Source organism: Methylobacterium sp. ME121 (assembly GCF_000974725.1).
GTDB classification, from domain to species: Bacteria; Pseudomonadota; Alphaproteobacteria; order Rhizobiales; family Beijerinckiaceae; genus Methylobacterium; species Methylobacterium radiotolerans.
This window is the reverse complement of sequence record NZ_BBUX01000022.1, coordinates 44,312-62,977: the sequence shown is the minus strand read 5'-3', so window position 1 is coordinate 62,977 and position 18,666 is coordinate 44,312. Positions and strand designations below refer to the sequence as shown.

14 protein-coding genes are annotated in these 18,666 nt (G+C 70.7%); 7 read left to right on the top strand and 7 right to left on the bottom strand.

Translation table 11 applies throughout. The features are described 5' to 3' along the window. Positions 1 to 155: 155 nt before the first annotated feature. The 3 genes from ME121_RS15880 to ME121_RS15870 all read left to right on the top strand — a co-directional run bounded on the left by ME121_RS15880 (position 156) and on the right by ME121_RS15870 (position 3,197). Entirely contained in the window at positions 156 to 629 is a 474-nt protein-coding gene (locus ME121_RS15880) for a PAS domain-containing protein (RefSeq protein ID WP_012322468.1), read from the top strand. 55 nt (positions 630 to 684) lie between these two features. Beyond that, entirely contained in the window at positions 685 to 1,935 is a 1,251-nt protein-coding gene (gene frc / locus ME121_RS15875) for a formyl-CoA transferase (RefSeq protein ID WP_012322469.1), read from the top strand. Between the two features lie 83 nt (positions 1,936 to 2,018). Then, on the top strand, positions 2,019 to 3,197 hold the full coding sequence (locus ME121_RS15870; protein ID WP_059409168.1) for an HPP family protein: 1,179 nt from the start codon (positions 2,019 to 2,021) through the stop codon (positions 3,195 to 3,197). Between the two features lie 3 nt (positions 3,198 to 3,200). Here ME121_RS15870 and ME121_RS15865 read toward each other — a convergent pair whose 3' ends face one another. From ME121_RS15865 to ME121_RS15835, 7 genes are all read right to left on the bottom strand, one after another. Continuing rightward, the gene (locus tag ME121_RS15865; protein ID WP_024828014.1) at positions 3,201 to 3,896 is read right to left on the bottom strand and encodes an alpha/beta hydrolase; all 696 of its coding nucleotides are present in this window, start codon (positions 3,894 to 3,896) and stop codon (positions 3,201 to 3,203) included. Between the two features lie 195 nt (positions 3,897 to 4,091). After that, positions 4,092 to 5,837 carry an oxalyl-CoA decarboxylase gene (gene oxc / locus ME121_RS15860; RefSeq protein WP_012322472.1) on the bottom strand — a complete coding sequence of 582 codons (1,746 nt, stop codon included), beginning with the start codon at positions 5,835 to 5,837 and terminating at the stop codon, positions 4,092 to 4,094. A 145-nt stretch (positions 5,838 to 5,982) separates the two neighbouring features. Further along, the gene (oxlT, locus tag ME121_RS15855) at positions 5,983 to 7,269 is read right to left on the bottom strand and encodes an oxalate/formate MFS antiporter (RefSeq protein WP_012322473.1); all 1,287 of its coding nucleotides are present in this window, start codon (positions 7,267 to 7,269) and stop codon (positions 5,983 to 5,985) included. 134 nt (positions 7,270 to 7,403) lie between these two features. Next, complete coding sequence (locus ME121_RS15850) at positions 7,404 to 9,206, bottom strand: DEAD/DEAH box helicase family protein (RefSeq protein WP_059409167.1); 1,803 nt, start codon at positions 9,204 to 9,206, stop codon at positions 7,404 to 7,406. A 183-nt stretch (positions 9,207 to 9,389) separates the two neighbouring features. Beyond that, positions 9,390 to 10,478 carry a branched-chain amino acid aminotransferase gene (locus ME121_RS15845; protein WP_043075103.1) on the bottom strand — a complete coding sequence of 363 codons (1,089 nt, stop codon included), beginning with the start codon at positions 10,476 to 10,478 and terminating at the stop codon, positions 9,390 to 9,392. A gap of 103 nt (positions 10,479 to 10,581) precedes the next feature. Then, positions 10,582 to 12,342 (bottom strand): ABC transporter ATP-binding protein, encoded by a 1,761-nt coding sequence (locus ME121_RS15840; protein WP_059409166.1) that lies wholly within the window; start codon positions 12,340 to 12,342, stop codon positions 10,582 to 10,584. 92 nt (positions 12,343 to 12,434) lie between these two features. Continuing rightward, complete coding sequence (locus ME121_RS15835; RefSeq protein WP_012322477.1) at positions 12,435 to 12,968, bottom strand: Spy/CpxP family protein refolding chaperone; 534 nt, start codon at positions 12,966 to 12,968, stop codon at positions 12,435 to 12,437. Positions 12,969 to 13,124: 156 nt separating this feature from the next. Between ME121_RS15835 and ME121_RS15830 the strand changes: the two genes are divergently transcribed. From ME121_RS15830 to ME121_RS15815, 4 genes are all read left to right on the top strand, one after another. Then, positions 13,125 to 14,063, top strand: a complete 939-nt coding sequence (locus ME121_RS15830; RefSeq protein WP_024828008.1) for a metal ABC transporter solute-binding protein, Zn/Mn family — start codon at positions 13,125 to 13,127, stop codon at positions 14,061 to 14,063. A 176-nt stretch (positions 14,064 to 14,239) separates the two neighbouring features. Continuing rightward, on the top strand, positions 14,240 to 15,988 hold the full coding sequence (locus tag ME121_RS15825) for a heparinase II/III family protein (protein WP_059409165.1): 1,749 nt from the start codon (positions 14,240 to 14,242) through the stop codon (positions 15,986 to 15,988). A gap of 83 nt (positions 15,989 to 16,071) precedes the next feature. Next, entirely contained in the window at positions 16,072 to 17,670 is a 1,599-nt protein-coding gene (gene purH, locus ME121_RS15820) for a bifunctional phosphoribosylaminoimidazolecarboxamide formyltransferase/IMP cyclohydrolase (RefSeq protein ID WP_012322480.1), read from the top strand. 390 nt (positions 17,671 to 18,060) lie between these two features. After that, entirely contained in the window at positions 18,061 to 18,300 is a 240-nt protein-coding gene (locus tag ME121_RS15815; protein ID WP_059409164.1) for a hypothetical protein, read from the top strand. Positions 18,301 to 18,666: the final 366 nt, after the last annotated feature.

Genomic DNA, 18,666 nt, shown 5'->3' with positions numbered 1-18,666 from the left:
ACCAACCGACGAGGGCGGGTGACGGCCCTTCAGGGATGCGGGACCGGAAATTTACCGCCGTTCTCGCGAGTGACGTTCAGGAAGGGCCGCCCCATGACAAGGCGCCGGACTGCCGCGATTCACCTCTCATCCGCGCCGCCGACCGGGTGGCGTCCATGAGGACGACCGGGCCGACCCTGGCCGCGCCCGGTCCCTCCGAACTTGACGGTCTGGTCGAGGCCATCGGCGACGCCGTGGTGGTGTCCGATCCGGACGGCGCCATCACCGTCTGGAACCCGGCTGCCGAGCGCATCTTCGGCTTCACCGCCGCCGAGGCGCTGGGGCAGAGCCTCGACCTCATCACGCCCGAGCGGCACCGTCGCCGCCACTGGGACGGCTACGCCAAGACCATGCGCACCGGCGTCACCCGGTACGGGGCAGAGACCCTGAGGGTGCCGGCGCTCCACAAGGACGGCCACCAGCTCTCCATCGCCTTCACGGTGGGGATGGTGCGGGACGCCTCCGACCACGTGACCGGGATCGTCGCCGTGATCCGCGACGAGACCGATCGCTGGGCCGAGGAGAAGCGCCTGCGCCAGCGCGTGGCCGAACTCGAAGCTTCCTCGGATGCGAACCGCCGGGCACCTTGATCCCGCCGGACGTGCCGAAGGTCCCGATCACCAAACCGCACAGGGAGAACGCCCAATGAGCAAGCCGCTGGAAGGCATCAAGATCATCGACTTCACGCACGTCCAGGCCGGCCCGGCCTGCACGCAGCTGCTCGCTTGGTTCGGCGCCGACGTGATCAAGGTCGAGCGTCCCGGCGCCGGCGACGTGACCCGCACCCAGCTGCGCCACGTCGAGGACGCGGACGCGCTCTACTTCACGATGCTGAACTCCAACAAGCGCTCGCTCACCCTCGACACCAAGACCCAGGCCGGCAAGGAAGTCCTCGAGAAGCTCATCCAGGACTCCGACGTCATGGTCGAGAATTTCGGCCCCGGCGCCCTCGACCGGATGGGCTTCTCCTGGGCCCGCATCCAGGAGCTGAACCCGGGCATGATCCTCGCCTCGGTGAAGGGCTTCTCGGACGGTCACCACTACGAGGACCTGAAGGTCTACGAGAACGTCGCCCAGTGCGCGGGCGGTGCCGCCTCGACCACGGGCTTCTGGGACGGGCCGCCCACCGTCAGCGCCGCCGCGCTCGGCGACTCCAACACCGGCATGCACCTCGCCATCGGCATCCTCACGGCGCTCCACCAGAAGAACAAGACCGGCAAGGGCCAGAAGGTCGCCGTGTCGATGCAGGACTCGGTGATCAACCTCTGCCGCGTGAAGCTGCGCGATCAGCAGCGCCTCGACGCCCTCGGCTACCTCGAGGAGTACCCGCAGTACCCCCACGGCGAGTTCTCCGACGTGGTGCCACGCGGCGGCAACGCGGGCGGCGGCGGACAGCCGGGCTGGGTGCTGAAGTGCAAGGGCTGGGAGACCGACCCGAACGCCTACATCTACTTCACCATCCAGGGCCACGCCTGGGCGCCGATCTGCAAGGCGCTCGGCAAGGAGGAGTGGATCACCGATCCGGGCTACAACACCCCGCGGGCCCGCCAGGATAAGATCTTCGACATCTTCAAGACGATCGAGGAGTGGCTCGCCGACAAGACCAAGTTCGAGGCGGTCGACATCCTGCGCACCTACGACATCCCCTGCGCGCCGGTGCTGTCGATGAAGGAGATCGCCGAGGACAAGTCCCTGCGCGAGAGCGGCACCGTCGTCGAGGTGGCGCACCCGAAGCTCGGCAAGTACCTGACCGTCGGAAGCCCGATCAAGTTCTCCGACATGAAAGTCGAGGTGAAGGCGTCGCCACTGCTGGGCGAGCACACCGATGAGGTGCTCGCAGACCTGGGTTACACGCCGGAGCAGATCCGGGCGATGCACGAGGCCCGCGCGGTCTGATAGAGACCGCCCGACCTCAGCGTTCCTGAGACAGGACGGCGCTCCCCCGGCGCCGTCCTTTTCATGTGCGAGCCCCGGATCCGATGCGCGCATTCCTCAGCCGTTTCCTGCCGGAGCTGACCCCGGTCAGCAAGCGCGAGCGCCTGCGCTCCGCGGCCGGTGCCCTCGTGGGCATCCTGACGACCGGTTTCGTCTGTCGGGTCTCCGTCCCGGCCGAGGCGCTGCCGGTGCTGATCGCCCCGATGGGGGCCTCGGCGGTGCTGCTCTTCGCCGTGCCAGCGAGCCCCCTGGCGCAGCCCTGGTCGATCCTCGGCGGCAACACCGTGGCGGCGCTCGTGGGCGTCACGGCGGCGGCCTGGATCGGCGACCCGTTCGTGGCCGCGTCCTGCGCCATCGGCGTGGCGATCGCGCTGATGATGGTCCTGCGCTGCCTGCACCCGCCGAGCGGGGCCGTGGCGCTGACGGCGGTCCTCGGCGGCCCGGCGATCCGGGAGCTGGGCTACGGCTTCGTGCTGTGGCCGGTGGCGGCCAACTCGCTGCTCCTGCTGACAACCGCCCTGCTGTTCAACAACCTGACCGGGCGCGCCTACCCGCACCTGCGACCCGCCGGGCCGCGAACGGCCGATCCGCCCTCCGGCGCCCGCGTGGGCTTCCGGGCCTCGGACCTCGATGCCGCGCTGGAGGATTTCGACCAGCTTCTCGACGTCGACCGGAGCGACCTGGAGCAGATCCTGCGGCGCGTGCAGATGCGGGTCTACGGCCGCCGCTCAGGGCCGATCACCTGCGCGGCGATCATGTCGCGCGACGTGATCGCGGTGGCGCCGGACGCGCCGCTGTCCGAGGCCATGCGGCTGCTGCGCCGTCACCGGATCAAGGCGCTCCCGGTCACCGACGAGGGCGCGCGCGTCCTCGGCATCGTCACGCAGACCGATCTGCTCGACAAGGCCGCCTGGGACCGGAACGGGCCGCGTCTCGGCCTCGGCCGCCGCCTGCGCCTCACCGCCGAGCGCGGCCGCGCCCCTCACGGCTGCGCGGCCGACATCATGAGCGCCGTCGAGCCGGTCGGTCCCGACACGCCCGTGGCCGCGCTGGTGCCGCGGATGTCGGAGGCGGGGCTTCACCACCTGCCGGTGGTCGACACCGACGGCCGCCTGGTCGGGATCGTCTCGCAGACGGACCTGATCCCGGCGCTCCTGTCCGAGACCGACGCGCGCGAGGCACCGGTCCGCGCCCGCGCGCCGGCGCGGGCCGCCCTGGCCTGAGCCTCAGGGGCGTTCGGCCGGGTCCGCCAGGAAGAACGCGACGGCCTGCGCCACCACGGCCGGCTGGTGGGCGTGCGGGCCGTCATACTCGACGAAGGTCACCGGATAGCCGGCCTCGCGCAGGGCCGGCACGTGGACCCGGGCGCTCCGGTCGATCGGGATCTGCTCGTCCTGCGTCCCGTGAGACAGGAAGATGCGCGGCGCCCCGACCTGCAGGTGAACCGACAGGAACCCGGCCGACGAGACGATCAGGTGGCGCGCCACGTCGCCGTTGGCGAGCCCCAGGGAGAGCGTATAGCTGCCGCCGTCCGAGTGGCCCGCGAAGCAGAGCCGCTGCGGATCGAGCAGGAACCGGTCAGCGACGTGATCCAGCGCCGCCGCGACCCGCTCCCGGTCCGGCCCGTGACCGGCGATGACGAGGTCCCACGTCGGAAACAGGGATTGCGGCACGAGGAGCAGGAAGCGCTCGGTCCGGGCATGCGCCTCCAGCATCGGCAGGATCCGCTCGGCGCTGCCGCCGCCGCCGTGGAACAGCACCACGAGCGGGCAGGGGCGGCGCGGATCGAGACCCTCGGGAACCACCAGCACCGCGTCGCGCTCGGCGAAGAGGCCGAGATCGTGCCGGCCTGGGGGAAGGGGCTCCTCAGTCGGGAGACGGTGTCGGAAGTGCAGGCGGCCGGCGAGGTCGGGATCGATCATCGCGGGGACTCGTCGGATCGGTGTCTGGGATCGCGCGACGTAGCTTGCCGCCGCGAAGGCCTGCCCCTCCCACAGGGGCGAGGGGAACTGCGGATCGGCCTGAGAAGATGCCGCTCATTCACGAACGGCCGGACCGCTGAGCGATCCGGCCGGTCTGTCGATGTCAGGGGACCGGGCTGAGGACGCCCGCGGCCCTCACTTCTTCTTCTTGATCCCGCTCTGGGGGTTGAGGCTGCCGATGTTGCCGCTCTCGCTGCCGGCGGCCGGGTCGATGACGGCGTTGACCAGGGCTGGGCGGCCCGAGTTCATCGCCTCGTTGACCGCGCGGGTCAGCTCGTCCGGCGTGGTGACGTGGTAGCCGACGCCGCCGAAGGCCTCGATCATCCGGTCGTAGCGGGAATCCGGCACGAATACCGTGGTGGCCGGATCGCGACCGGTCGGGTCGGTGTCGGTGCCGCGATAGATGCCGTTGTTGTTGAACACCACGATGCAGACCGGCAGGCCGTACCGGCAGATCGTCTCGACCTCCATGCCGGAGAAGCCGAAGGCGCTGTCACCTTCCACGCAGAGGACCGGCTTGCCGGTCTCGACCGCGGCCGCGACGGCGAAGCCCATGCCGATGCCCATGATGCCCCAGGTGCCGACGTCCAGGCGCTTGCGCGGCTGGTACATGTCGATGATGCCGCGGGCGAGGTCGAGGGTGTTGGCGCCCTCGTTGACCAGGATCGCGTCCGGCCGCTCCTTGATGATGGTGCGGAGCGCCCCGAGCGCGGCGTGGAAATTCATGGGCGAGGCGTTGCTCATGAGCTTCGGCGCCATCTTGGCGATGTTCGCCTCGCGCTTGGTCTTGAGCGTCTCGATCCAGTCGGACGGGGGCTGCTGCCAGCCCTGGCCCATGCCGTCGAGCAGTGCCTGGACGCAGGAGGCGATGTCGCCGACCACCGGAGCGACGATCTCGACGTTCGAGTCCATCTCGCGGGGCTCGATGTCGATCTGGATGAACTTGGTCGAGCCCGGCTCGCCCCAGCTCTTGCCCTTGCCGTGCGACAGCAGCCAGTTCAGCCGGGCGCCGATCAGCAGCACCACGTCCGAGTCCTTCAGCGCCGTCGAGCGCGCCGCGCCGGCCGAGAGCGGGTGGGTGTCGGGCAGGAGGCCCTTGGCCATGCTCATCGGAACGTAGGGGATGCCGCTCGTCTCCACGAGGGCGCGGATCGCCTCGTCGGCCTGGGCGTAGGCGGCGCCCTTGCCGAGCACGATCAGCGGCCGCTTGGCGGATTTCAGGACCTCGAGCGCCCGGGCGATCGCCTCGGGAGCGGGGTGCTGGGCCGGGGCCGGGTCGATCACCTTGACCAGCGACTTCTGGCCGGCCTCGGCGTCCATCACCTGGGAGAACAGCTTGGCGGGCAGGTCGAGGTAGACGCCGCCCGGCCGGCCCGAGCAGGCCGCGCGGATCGCGCGGGCGACGCCGATGCCGATATCGGCGGCGTGCAGGACGCGGAAGGCCGCCTTGCACAGGGGCTTGGCGATGGCGAGCTGGTCCATCTCCTCGTAGTCGCCCTGCTGCAGGTCGACGATCTCGCGCTCGGAGGAGCCCGAGATCAGGATCATCGGGAAGCAGTTGGTGGTGGCGTTGGCGAGGGCGGTCAGGCCGTTGAGGAAGCCCGGTGCCGAGACGGTGAGGCAGATGCCCGGCTTCTGGGTGAGGAAGCCCGCGATCGCCGCGGCGTTACCGGCGTGCTGCTCGTGGCGGAACGAGATGACCCGCATCCCCTCGGCCTGGGCCATGCGGCCGAGATCGGTGATCGGGATGCCCGGGACACCGTAGATGGTGTCGATGCCGTTGAGCTTGAGCGCGTCGATGACGAGGTGGAAGCCGTCGGTCAGATCGGGCTCGGCCTCGACCTCGGGGGCGGTGTGGACGATCTTGGCGACTGCGGTCATCACGGTTTCTCCCGGAAGATCGGTTTGGACGGGCGGCGCTCGGCGCCGGCTGGCTGGGGATCCCCCGCGCTCCCGAAGACGGGGCGGGCGGGAGATCCGGGAAGGTTGGGCGTCGCTTCCGCGACGCCGTGGGGTGGGAGGCCGGTCAGGCCGCCCGGATCGGCTGGGCGCCGAGCGCCGCGGGCTGGTCTTCCGAGGCGAGGTAGCGGGCCCGCATCGGGCGCAGGACGAACATCGCCAGCGCCGCCGCCGTCACGTTGAGGACGATGATCAGCGTGAACACCGCCGACCAGCCGTAGGCCGCCGACAGGATGCTGGCGAAGGGGACGAGGAAGGCCGCGGTACCCTTGGCGGTGTAGAGCAGGCCGGCGTTGCTGGCGGCGTACTTGGAGCCGAACGTGTCGCCGCAGGTCGCCGGGAACAGCGAGTAGATCTCGCCGAACACCCCGAAATACACCGCGGTGGCCAACACGAAGACCATCGGGATGTGGCCGTAGGTCAGCAGCACGATCACGGCCAGCGCCGCCGTCGAAAAGGCGATGAACATCGTGTTCTCGCGGCCGATATGGTCGGAGACGTAGCCGAAGAACGGCCGGCCGAACCCGTCGAAGACCCGGTCGAGCGAGATCGCCAGCGTCAGCGCCGCCATCTGCAGGCCGAACAGGCTCACCGGGACGCCGGCCACCTGGAAGTCATGGGCGATCGGGGCGATCTGCGCCGCCGCCATCAGGCCACCGGAGGCGACCATCACGAACATCACGTACATCACCCAGAAGACCGGGGTGCGCACCGCCTCGCGCGGGCTGCGGTCGACCTTGGTCTGCGGCAGGCGCGTCTTCTTGCGCTGGACCGGCGTGTTGGTCGACGGCTTGCGCAGCAGGAAGGCTAGGGCGAGGACCACGGCGCCCTGGCCGATGCCGAAATACAGGAATGCGTCCTGGTAGCCGCTGGACGCGATCATGCGGGCGATCGGCACCACCGTGATGGCGGCACCCGCGCCGAAGCCGGCCGCGGTGGCACCGGCGGCGAGGCCGCGGCGATCCGGGAACCACTTGAGCGCGTTGCCCACACAGGTGCCGTAGACCGAGCCCGCACCGATGCCGGCGATGACGGCGCCGAGATAGAGCATCGCCAGGCTGTCGGCGTACGCGTTGATGGTCCAGGCGAGGGCGATCATCACGCCGCCGAAGGCGACCACGATCTTCGGACCGTAGCGGTCGACGAACCAAGCCTCGACCGGAACCAGCCAGGTCTCGGTGGCGACGAACAGCGTGAATGCGAGCTGGATCGCCGCGCGGCCCCAGTGGTAACGCTGATCGATCGGGTCCACGAACAGTGTCCAACCGTATTGGAGGTTGGCGATCATGGCCATGCAGATCACGCCGAAGGCGAGCTGCCACCATTTCGCCGACGGCGAATCCTGGCGTTCCATCCCTGAGCCTCTCTCTTGGGCGGCGCGGCCTTGCTGTGGCGGCGTCTCTGGTGCACCGACGATCATGCACATCCGTTCTAGGTATGCAATATACCAGCGTGAGACGGACCGGATGAACTGTCAGGGCGGCGATATTATTCCGTTTGCCCCGCTGCAGGAATCGGGCCCCACGCGCCGAGCGTCGGCGCGTCAGCCGGGTGCAGCGTCTCCTCCAGGGTAGGGATGGAACTTGGATCGGCCGGAAAGCCGATGGCCGCACAGGCGGCCTCCCAGTCCGGGCCCGCCTTCACCGCCGCCAAAGTGTCCCGATCCAGCGCGGTGATCCGACCTCGGTCGAGGCGCAGGATCGCCCGCCCGGTCTCGGCCTGAACGAATCGGACGGTGGCCATCCGGCGCAGGCATTCCCGTAGGAAGGTGGTGTTGGCGGCTGCAGAGAGGTCGGCGCCCTTGAACACCGCCTCAGGGCCGCGGGCGAAGATGTCGACCTTCCGGAAGCGGTCGATGTCGATCAACCCCTTCACGTCGAGGATGTTGAGGATCCCGTCCGCCCAGAACGCGATGGTGCGCGGGCGCTCGCCCAGCGGCACGCTGTTGTCGAGGAACTCGCAGACCACCTGCTTGTCGCGTGCGAGCGCCCAGTTAAAGAACAGGCGCGGCATCCCGGTATAGGCCTCGACGTTGTGGGCCAGCAGGTCCTCCACGGCCTTGTAGCGGCCGAACAGCTCGCCGCGCTTCCAGGCGCGCTCCACGGTATCGGCCGGGGGCGTGACCATGAACTGCATGTAGACCCGATCGCCGAACCGCGTGAGCAGCTGGCCGCCCCCGTCCGAGCCGGCCTCGGCCTGGAAGCTGTCGAACCGGAACCGGTCGATCAGCAGGTTCGAGATCCGCCGCTCCGCCGCCTTGCGGGTGACGTAGCGGTCGAGCTTCATATCGATGATCTCGACCTCGTAGCCGGTCAGCGTCCCGGCGTAGCGGGAGGCTTCGCCCAGGCTGTCGTAGTCGAGGAGGTACTTGCGCCAGACATCGGGGGTGATCACCGCGAAATCCGACCACGCCATGCCCAGGCGCCTGGCGAGGCCGAGCTGGTAGGGGCGGATCGTGCTCTTCCCGGACGCCGAGGCACCCTTCACGTTCATCACCACCGGATGATCCTGGGGCGCCAGCCGCCGGTAGCGCTGCGCCTCCACGACCGCGTCGATCCAGGGCTCGATCTGCTCGCCGATGCGCCGGCTGCCGTAGCCGTTCGAGACCAGCGTCCCCGCGATGGTCCGCAGCAGGGCCGCGTCGCGGATGACCGTGTTCTGCCGGGCGATCAGGCCGGCCACGACGGCACGCAGAGCCTCGCAGGCGGCGATCTCCAGGGCGTCGCCGGCTTCGGCGGCGCGCCGCTGCCAGGTCTCCAGATGGCGCAGGGCGCGGGTCGCGAGATCCTCGCGCGGGGCCTCGAGCGCCGGAGGGCGGCGTCCGAGGAGGCGGTCGAGCCAGCGCGGCTCCGGCGGCGGTGGAGGCCGGTCGTCCAGGATGGCGGCGACCTCGCGGGCGAGCACCGCGTCGGCCTCGGCGCGGATCCCCGCGAGGGCGGTCTCGATCTCGCCGAGGCGCGGCTCGATCCCCTCGCGCAGGATCGTGGTGACGATGGCGCGGAAGTTCACGCCGAGATCGGCGTAGACCGCGCCGACCGGCACGGACAGGTCCGACATGACCCGGATCAGGACTTCGTGGACGACGAGGCGGCCGGCCCGGAACCGGGTGAGCTGGCGGGCGGGCAGCCCGCAGAGGTCGCTCAGATCCAGGGCGTCGCGGAGCGGCGTCTCGACGTGCTCCGGCCGGTAGACGGTGACCAGCGGCACGAACGCGGACGGCAGATCGGACCGGACGCCCGGATTCCAGGGGCCGATCGCTGCCTCGGGGGAGCGGACCGCCGCGTCCGTCACGCGCGCGGCCGCCGTATCCTGAGGCGGACGCTCCGGTCGGCCGGCCGCGGGCCGCGGGGCCGCACGGCGGCCCCGGAGGCGTCCGGGACCTCAGGATAGGAGCTGGACAGGCGCCCTCCGGGTCCGAGCGGTGAACCCGGCCGTCCCGACGATGAACGCACCGCCGCGGACGGGAGACGGCTCCTAGAAGATCTTCTGGAACCAGCCATGGGCGTCATTGGAATTGCCCCGCTGGATGTCCACCAGCAGGCTCCGCAGCCGCTGGGCCACCGGGCCGGCCTTGCCGTTCCCGATCGTGAAGCTCTCCTCCCGGCCCTTCACGGTGCCGATCGGCGTGATCACCGCGGCGGTGCCGCAGGCGAAGGCCTCGGTGAGGCGTCCCTCCCGCACGTCGGCGCGCCACGCGTCGATCGTGTAGGGCTCCTCCTTGACCGTCAGGCCGGCCTCCCGGGCCAGGGTGATCACCGAGTCGCGGGTGATGCCAGGCAGGATGCTGTCCGAGAGCGGCGGCGTCACCAGCGTGCCGTCCTCGAAGACGAAGAACACGTTCATGCCGCCGAGTTCCTCGACGAACCGGCGCTCGGCCGCGTCCAGGAACACCACCTGCTCGCAGCCCTGGGACGCCGCCTCCGACTGCGCCGCGAGGCTCGCGGCGTAGTTGCCGCCGCACTTGGCCGCGCCGGTGCCGCCCGGGGCCGCGCGGGTGAAGTGCTCCGAGACCCACACCGTCACGGTGCCGGTCGGATCCTTGAAGTACGAGCCGACGGCCGAGGCGATCGTCACGAACAGGTATTCCGAGGCCGGCTTGACCCCGAGAAAGGCCTCGCTGGCGATCATGAACGGGCGCAGGTAGAGGCTGCCGTCCGGCGTGTCGGGGATCCAGGCGCGGTCGATCTCGACGAGCTTGCGCATCGCCTCCACGAAGGCGTCCTCGGGGAACGGCGCCATCGCCATGCGCTCGGCCGAGCGGCGGAACCGCAGGGCGTTCGCCTCGGGTCGAAACAGGGCCGCGCCGCCGTCAGCGGTGCGGTAGGCCTTGAGGCCCTCGAAGATCTCCTGCGCGTAGTGCAGCACCGCGGCGGCGGGGTCGAGCGGGATGGCCTCGCGGGCCTGGATCCGCGCGTCGTGCCAGCCGCGGCCGGCCGTGTACCGCGCCACCACCATGTGGTCTGTGAACACCTTGCCGAAGCCTGGATTCGCCATCAGTGCGGCCCGCTCCTCGGCGGTCCGCGGCGCGGGATGACTTTGGATCTCGAACGTCAGGTCGCTCACGGTGTGGTCCTCATCGACTGAGGCCCTTATGGCGCGCTCCGGCGCGCGAATCTACGGAGCCGGCGCATGACGGCGTCGCCGCACATGCGAGTCACCCTGCGTGTCACTCCGCGGTCGCCGGTTCCGACAGCTGCAACCGGTGAAGGCGCGCGTAGGGGCCGCCAGTCGCGAGCAGGTCGTCGTGCCGCCCGATCTCGATCACGCGGCCGGCGTCCATCACGGCGATCTGATCGGCCTCGCGCACCGTCGAGAGCCGGTGGGCAATCACCAGGGTGGTCCGGCCGCGCATCAGCCGGGTCAGCGCCTCCTGGACGAGCCGCTCCGATTCGGAATCGAGGGCCGAGGTCGCCTCGTCGAGGAGCAGGATCGGCGCGTCCTTGAGGAAGGCGCGGGCGAGGGCCACCCGCTGCCGCTCGCCGCCGGAGAGCCGCCCGCCGCCCGATCCGACCCGGAAGTCGTAACCCTCCGGCAGGGCCGTGACGAAGGTGTGGGCCGCGGCGGCCGCGGCCGCCGCCTCGATCTCCGCGCGCGTCGCTCCGGGCCGGCCGAAGCCGATATTGGCGGCGATCGTGTCGTCGAAGAGCACGACCTCCTGCGACACCACCGCGACCGCGGCGCGCAGCGAGGCCAGCGTGACGGTCCGCACGTCCTGGCCGTCGATGGTCACCGCGCCGCCGGTGACGTCGTAGAGGCGCGGAACGAGGTTGAGCAGCGAGGACTTCCCGGAGCCCGAGCGCCCGACGAGTGCGGTCACGGAGCCGGCGGGGACCGCGAGGTCGATGCCCTCCAGCGCCGGCGCGTCCGGCCGGTAGCGGAAATGCACGTCCGCGAACCGGATGCCGCCGCCCGCGATCGCCAGCGGCCGGGCGTCCGGCGCCTCGCGGATCGTGGGGACCTCGTCCATCACGTCGAAGTAGCGCCGCATCGCGGCCGCGGCCTCCTGCAGGATGGCGTTGAGGTTGCCGAGCGCCCGGGCCGGCTGCGCCGCGAGCAGCAGCGCCGCCACGTAGCCGGTGAAGTCGCCGACCGTCTTCTCCCCGGCCAGCACGCGCTGCCCGACCAGCACCAGCACGCCCGCCACCGCGATGCCGCCGCCGATCTCCAGCAGCGGGTCGAGGCGGCCGCGGGCGTTGGCGGCCTTCATCTTGAGGCGGCGCACCTCGTCGAGGGCGGCGGCGGCGCGGCCCTTGAGGTAGCTCTCCATGGCGAAGGTCTTGGCGACCCGGGCCCCCTGCAGGCTCTCGGAGATCAGGCTGGCGGTGGCGCCCATCTGCTCCTGGGTCGAGGTCGAGACCCGCCGCAGCTTCCGGCCGATCCGCCCGATCGGCCCGGCGACGAACGGGACCGTGACACCGGCCACCAGGGTCAGCACAGGATCCATCCAGATCAGCGCGGCCACGAGCCCGATCAGCATCGCGATGTCGCGGAGAAGGACTGTCGAGATGCGGGTCAGCGCCTCCTTGATGAAGGCGAAGTCGGTGGTGAAGCGCTGGGTCAGCGCCGCCGGGCTCTCGCGGCCGAGCTGGGCGAGGTCCGAGTCGATCAGGTGGCTGTAGAGCGCGGACTGCATGTCGGCCTCGACCCGGGTCACCACGCGGTTGGTCAGCACCGTCTGGCCGTAGAGGGCGAAGCCGCGCGTGGCCGTGACCACGATCACCACCAGCGGTCCGTACGCGATGGCGGCGGCGTCCTTGCGGTCGAAGGCGTCGAAGGCGGCCTTGATCAGCGCGGGGTAGAGCCCCGTCGAGGCGCCCACCAGCGCGATGAGCACCAGCACCACCGCCAGGGTGGCCCGGTGCGGGTACAGCCAGGTGCGCCAGAGCCGGGCGAGGAGGGGAGCCGTGTCGCCGGGAAGGCGCGCCATGAGACCTACCGGGTCGGATCAGTGCCGCCCCCGGTCAGGATGCGCGGCGGCAGCGGTTTGCCGCCGCCGCCGCCGCGGATCAAGGCTTTTGCTCAGCGGTCTTCGCCGCGCGGCCCGCGATCGTCGTCGTGCTCGCGCTGCCAGCCGCCCCGCATGCCGTGGCCGCCCATCGGGCCCATCGGCCGGGCGAGGATCAGGGCGCGCCGCTTCTGATCGGGGTCGAGGCTGGCGTAGAGCGGCTGCGACGCGTCGGCGAGCTTGCGCAGGGCGTCGCCCCGCGCGCTCGCCGCGTCCGCCATCGCCCGCAGCGCCGCCGGGGCGTCGTCGCTGAATTTCGGCCGGTCGCGCATCGCCGCGCGGCGCTGCTGGCGCAGCTTGGCCATGTCGCGGATCGCCGCCTCGACCGGCGGCCAGAGCTTCTCCTGGTCGGGCGTCAGCTTCAGGCCCGCATGCAGGGCGGCGATGCGGGCATCCGTGAAGGCCGCGCGGTCCTCGGGCGTCAGCGCGCTCCAGCGCCCGTGCCCGCGGAATCCGCCGGGCCCGTGATCGTGCGCGAAGGCCGCGCCGGCGAGCCCCAGGCCGAGGGCGCCGCTGATGAGAATGGCCGCTCTCATACGTCGGGACATGGACATCTCCGTCTTACGCTCGGGACGTCGTCGCGGCCCGCGGCGGCGCCCAACGCCGCGCATGAGGCACCGACCGTGTATCCCGCTTGTGTATGTAACAATGTTACATTAGTGGCAGGCGCGACGGGGAATCGGGCAGGTGGAGCGGTGCGGCGCGTGGCGAGAACATTCCGGATCACGGCGCTCGCGATCCTATCCCTGTGGTTCGGGTCGGCGGGGCCGGCCTCGGCTGCCGGGCAGGACGGGCCGGTCCGGGCGGTGGCGACGTTCTCGATCCTCGGCGACCTCGTCCGGCAGGTCGGTGGATCGCACGTGACGGTGGCGACGCTGGTCGGGCCGGACTCCGATGCCCACGGCCTGAGCCCGTCCCCGGCCGACGCGCGCAAGCTCGCCGAAGCCGACATCGTGTTCGTCAACGGCCTCGGGCTGGAGGGCTGGTTCGACCGGCTGATCCGAGCTTCCGGAACGCGCGCCCCCGTCGTGGTGGCCTCCGCGGGCGTGAAGCCGATCCCCGCGCAGGACGAGCACGCCCACGGCGACGGCGACCACGGGCACGGCGACCACGCCGTGGACCCGCATGCCTGGCAGGATGTCGCCAACGTGCGGATCTACGTGGCGAACATCCGGGACGGCCTCGCCAAGGTCGATCCGGCCCATGCCGACGCCTATCGGGCGGCGGCGGCCGCCTATCTCGCCGAGCTCGACGCGCTAGAGCGGGACGTGCGGGCGGCGATCGCCCGCATTCCGCCGGAGCGGCGGCGGATCATCACGACCCACGACGCCTTCGGCTACTTCGCGGCGGCCTACGGCCTGCGCTTCATCGCGCCGCAGGGCGTGTCGACGGACAGCGAGGCGAGTCCGCGGGACGTGGCGGCGATCATCCGCCAGATCCGGAAGGAGCGCGTGCCGGCGGTGTTCCTCGAGAACATCAGCGACCCGCGCCAGATGCAGCAGATCGCCCGCGAGAGCGGCGCCCGCGTCGGCGGCAAGGTCTATTCCGACGCGCTCTCGGCGCCGGGCGGTCCGGCCGCGACCTATCTCGATCTGATGCGGTCGAACCTCAAGGCGTTCGACGCGGCGCTGATGCCGGGCTAGCCCCGCCGCGGAGAAGGCCCGCCGCCGCCGTTCGCCTTGGCGGCGTCGGACATGACATAGCGTAAACCGCCGGTTAAGAGGCCCCCACTAGCCTTACGAAACGGGTGCCAGCCGATCCTCGTACGCGAGGGCTCAAGGCCTTGGGGCCTTGTCAGAACGCGTAGCTCGGAGATCGCGTGGCTTGGGGGCCTGACCGCTGGCGCTTCTATCGGCTCGTCGCGCGCGAGGCCGCGCGCGCGGTGCGCGCCGCCGGCGCCAGCGTCACCGCCTCGCCCGACATCCTCGCCCGGATGCGGGTGGCCGGGCTCGTGATCGCGCCGCAGGACCTGCGCACCTCCGACGCGACCTTCGCGGACGACATCTATGCCGGATTGTTCGTCTTCGCCGGCCGGTCGCTCGCGGCGAGCGGCGGCTCGCCCTTCGATTACGCGGCGCCGTCACCGGAATGGGCCGACGAGCTCTACGGCTTCGGCTGGCTGCGTCACCTGCGCGCCGCCGACACCGCGCTCGCCCGGGCCAATGCCCGCGCCTTCGTGGCCGATTTCATCGCCGGCCGCGGCGACGCGGTGCTCGCCCGGCAGACGCCGGTGGCGGCGCGCCGGCTGATCTCGTTCCTGTGCCAGTCGCCCCTCGTGCTGGAGGGCGCCGACCACGGCTTCTACCAGAACTTCCTGAAGGCGATCGGGCGCAACGCGCAGCAGCTCGAGCGTGACCTCCGGCGGGGCGTGCCGCCGCAATGGCGCCTGAACGCCGCGGTGGCGCTCTGCTACGCCGGCCTGTGCTGCGACGGCATCCAGCCGATCCTGCGACGGGCGACCCGGATCCTGACGCGGGAACTCGACCGGCAGATCCTGACCGATGGCGGCCACCGCTCCCGCGACCCGCGCTTCGCCATGGAGCTGCTCCTCGACCTGCTGCCCCTGCGCCAGAGTTATCTGAGCCGCAGCGTCGAGCCGCCGCTCTCGCTCCTGCGCGCAATCGACCGGATGCTGCCGCTGCTGCGTCTCCTGCGGCACCCGGACGCCTCGCTGAGCCACTTCAACGGCATGGGCGCCACGGACGCGGACCATCTCGCGACCCTGCTGGTCTACGACGGCGCGCTCGCCCGCCCGCTGATGCACGCGCCGAATTCCGGCTACGAGCGCCTTGAGGGCGGCCGGGTCGTGATCGTGGCCGATGTCGGCGCCAGCCCGCCGCTGCCCTACTCGGTCAATGCCGGTGCCGGCTGCCTCGCCTTCGAGATGTCGAGCGGACCGCAGCGCATCGTGGTCAATTGCGGTCTGCCGGCCAGCGGCGCGGATCTGCGCCTCCTGGCCCGCTCGACGCCGGCCCATTCCACGGCCGCGGTGGCCCACGCCTCGTCCTGCCGGTTCCTCACCCGCACCGGCTGGTGGGGCGAGCGGCTCCTGGCCGACTGGCTGATCCGCCGGCGCGGCCCGGTGGTGCTGAGCGGTCCGTCCGCGGTGGCCGCCGAGCGCGCCGAGGAGACCGACAGCGTCGTCCTCGCGGCCCGGCACAACGGCTACGGCCCCGAGTTCGGCATCGTGCACGAGCGCCGCTGGCAGCTCTTCCACGCGACGGCCCGCCTGGAGGGCCGCGACGCCTTCCTGCGCCAGGGCAAGGGGCTCAGCCGCGGGCGGCGGCTGCGCCCGCAGGACGTGGCGATCCGCTTCCACCTCCATCCCGGGATCGCGGTGCGCAGCATCCCCGAGGGGCTGGAACTCGCCTCGGCGCTCGGGGAGATCTGGACGTTCCGCGCCGAGAACGCCGCGATCGCCATCGAGGAGAGCGTCTACTTCTCGGGGCTGACCGGGCCGCGCCGGACCGACCAGATCGTCCTTCACCTGCGGGTCGCCGACGACGTCGAGGTCCGGTGGACCTTCGAGCGCCAGGCCTCCGCGCCCCTGCGCGGCGTGGCGCCCTGACAGGTTCGCGACGGGGGCGGCTGGCCGGGGTCACCGTTTCCATGCTACCGCGCCGGAAAATCTCGAACTTTCGGCACGAAGCTATGGCGCACGATCAGGTGCGGGTCTCCCGCGCGCTCCTCTCGGTCTCGGACAAGACCGGACTCGTCGACTTCGCCCGGGCGCTCCACGCCCGCGGCATCGTGCTGGTCTCGACCGGGGGCACCCACCGCGCCCTGGTGGAGGCCGGCCTGCCGGTCACCGAGGTCGCCGACCTGACGGGCTTCCCGGAGATGATGGACGGTCGGGTCAAGACGCTGCACCCGGCGGTCCACGGCGGCCTGCTGGCCATCCGCGACAACCCGGAGCATCAGGCCGCGCTCGCCGCCCACGGGATCGGCGCCATCGATCTTCTCGTGGTCAACCTCTACCCGTTCGAGGCCACCATCGCGGCCGACCGGTCGGACGCCGACTGCATCGAGAACATCGATATCGGCGGCCCGGCGATGATCCGCGCGGCGGCCAAGAACCACGCGGACGTCGCCGTCGTCACCGACGTGTCGGACTACGCCGGCGTGCTCGCCGCCCTCGAGGCGCAGGACGGGTCGCTCGGCGCGGACCTGCGCCGGAGCCTGGCGCAGAAGGCGTTCGCCCGCACCGCGTCCTACGATGCCGCCATCGCCAACTGGATGGCGGGCCGCTTCGGCGCCGACGCGCCGGCCCGGTTCCGCGCCTTCGGGGGTGCCCTGGGCCAGGAGCTGCGCTACGGCGAGAACCCCCACCAGTCGGCGGCCTTCTACCGCGCGCCCGGCAAGGTCCGTGCGGGCGTGGCCACCGCCCGCCAGCTCCAGGGCAAGGAGCTGTCCTACAACAACTTCAACGACACGGACGCCGCCTACGAGTGCGTGGCCGAGTTCGACCCGGCCCGGACCGCCGCCGTGGCGATCATCAAGCACGCCAACCCCTGCGGCGTCGCCGAGGGGGCCAGCCTCCTCGAGGCCTATGAGCGGGCTCTGAGCTGCGACCCGACCTCGGCCTTCGGCGGCATCGTCGCCCTGAACCGGACGCTCGACGCCGAGGCGGCCCGCCGGATCGTCGAGATCTTCACCGAGGTGATCATCGCCCCCGACGCCACGCCCGAGGCGGCGGCGATCGTGGCCGGCAAGAAGAACCTGCGCCTGCTGCTGGCCGGTGGCGTGCCCGATCCGCGGGCCGGCGGCGAGACCGTGCGGACCCTCGCGGGCGGCCTGCTGGTCCAGACCCGGGACGCGGCGGTCGTCGACGACATGCCGCTCACGGTCGTGACCAAGCGCGCGCCGAGCGAGGCCGAGCTGGCCGATCTCCGGTTCGCCTACCGGGTGGCCAAGCACGTGAAGTCGAACGCCATCGTGTACGCGAAGGCCGGCGCCACGGTCGGTATCGGCGCGGGTCAGATGTCGCGGGTCGATTCCTCGCGCATCGCCGCCTGGAAGGCCGCCGAGGGGGCGAAGCGTCTCGGGGTCGCGGAGAGCCTCGCGCTCGGTTCGGTCGTGGCATCGGATGCGTTCTTCCCGTTCGCGGACGGGCTGATGGCCGCCGCCGAGGCGGGCGCCACCGCGGTGATCCAGCCCGGCGGCTCGATGCGCGATGCGGACGTCATCGCGGCGGCCGATGAGGCCGGGCTCGCCATGGTCCTGACGGGGCACCGCCACTTCCGGCACTGAGCCGGCAGGCCGTTCCCCGGTTCTCCGAGAAGGCGCGCGACCTCCGCGGTGTCCGGAACTGTCCGGCTACCGCGGAGGTCTCCCTGTTGCGCGCCGTTAACGATCCGCCGCGATCATATCGGCCGGACCGATTTTGGGCCGGGCGCGCAATTCCGGCCAGCATTGCCGTGAACAGGTGCGGGTCGGTTCGAAGCTCGGCAATGGATGTCTGGCATCCAGAAATGCTATTTTTCGGGCATTATTACCGGTGTAATATCTCGGTCTTCGCGAATATGTTCGGCGTCTGCTGCCTGGGTTGAAATTTTCTCGGTCGCGCGCCATCATCACACGGATATGCGCCGGAAGATCGTGTGAAGAACTTCCTGGAACAGGTCCGGGTCGGGTGACGAGATGGTGGTCGCAGCGCTGTTGTTCCTCGTGGGATGGCTGATCGGCCGATCCTACTCGGTGATCGTCGTCGCCATGACCTCGTCGGTTATCCTGTTCGCGGCCATGACGATCTTCATGTCCGTCTACGGGATGGACCTGCTGCGCGTGCTGATCGTGATCGGATATCTGACCGCGCACCAGGCGGGATATCTCCTCGGCGCCTATCTCAGCGGCTGCCCCGAGAACAGCGGGGGGCGTTGAGGCGGATCACCACCACCAGACGACGCGTCCGGCGAGACTGTTGATCAGGATCCACAACCCCGCAGCGATGAGGGACCAGGTAATCACAAGGAGAAGCGGCGGCTTCGACCCGGGTTGACGGCGCAGATGTGCCAGGACGGTGTTCACGTTCGAGATCCCAAGGGCCTGGAGCGGAGGGAAACCTCATACGGACTTGTACCGCATAGGGTTCCGCCGGGCCGATTGTCGGCGAATTAAAATTCGTACAGATTCATGTGGTCGGCGCGCCTCCAGGGAAGTCCGGGGCTGCCCGACAATTTACTTTCAGTTGCAATAAACATCCTCTTACAACGTCAATAATCTTTTCGAAAACAGTCGGCGTTACGG

Bases quoted from the DNA above. Each gene is read 5' to 3' on its own strand.
- ME121_RS15880 (WP_012322468.1), top strand. From the start codon at position 156: ATGAGGACGACCGGGCCGACCCTGGCCGCGCCCGGTCCCTCCGAACTT.
- frc (WP_012322469.1), top strand. From the start codon at position 685: ATGAGCAAGCCGCTGGAAGGCATCAAGATCATCGACTTCACGCACGTC.
- ME121_RS15870 (WP_059409168.1), top strand. From the start codon at position 2,019: ATGCGCGCATTCCTCAGCCGTTTCCTGCCGGAGCTGACCCCGGTCAGC.
- ME121_RS15865 (WP_024828014.1), bottom strand. From the start codon at position 3,896: ATGATCGATCCCGACCTCGCCGGCCGCCTGCACTTCCGACACCGTCTC.
- oxc (WP_012322472.1), bottom strand. From the start codon at position 5,837: ATGACCGCAGTCGCCAAGATCGTCCACACCGCCCCCGAGGTCGAGGCC.
- oxlT (WP_012322473.1), bottom strand. From the start codon at position 7,269: ATGGAACGCCAGGATTCGCCGTCGGCGAAATGGTGGCAGCTCGCCTTC.
- ME121_RS15840 (WP_059409166.1), bottom strand. From the start codon at position 12,342: ATGGCGCGCCTTCCCGGCGACACGGCTCCCCTCCTCGCCCGGCTCTGG.
- ME121_RS15835 (WP_012322477.1), bottom strand. From the start codon at position 12,968: ATGTCCCGACGTATGAGAGCGGCCATTCTCATCAGCGGCGCCCTCGGC.
- purH (WP_012322480.1), top strand. From the start codon at position 16,072: ATGGCGCACGATCAGGTGCGGGTCTCCCGCGCGCTCCTCTCGGTCTCG.
- ME121_RS15815 (WP_059409164.1), top strand. From the start codon at position 18,061: ATGGTGGTCGCAGCGCTGTTGTTCCTCGTGGGATGGCTGATCGGCCGA.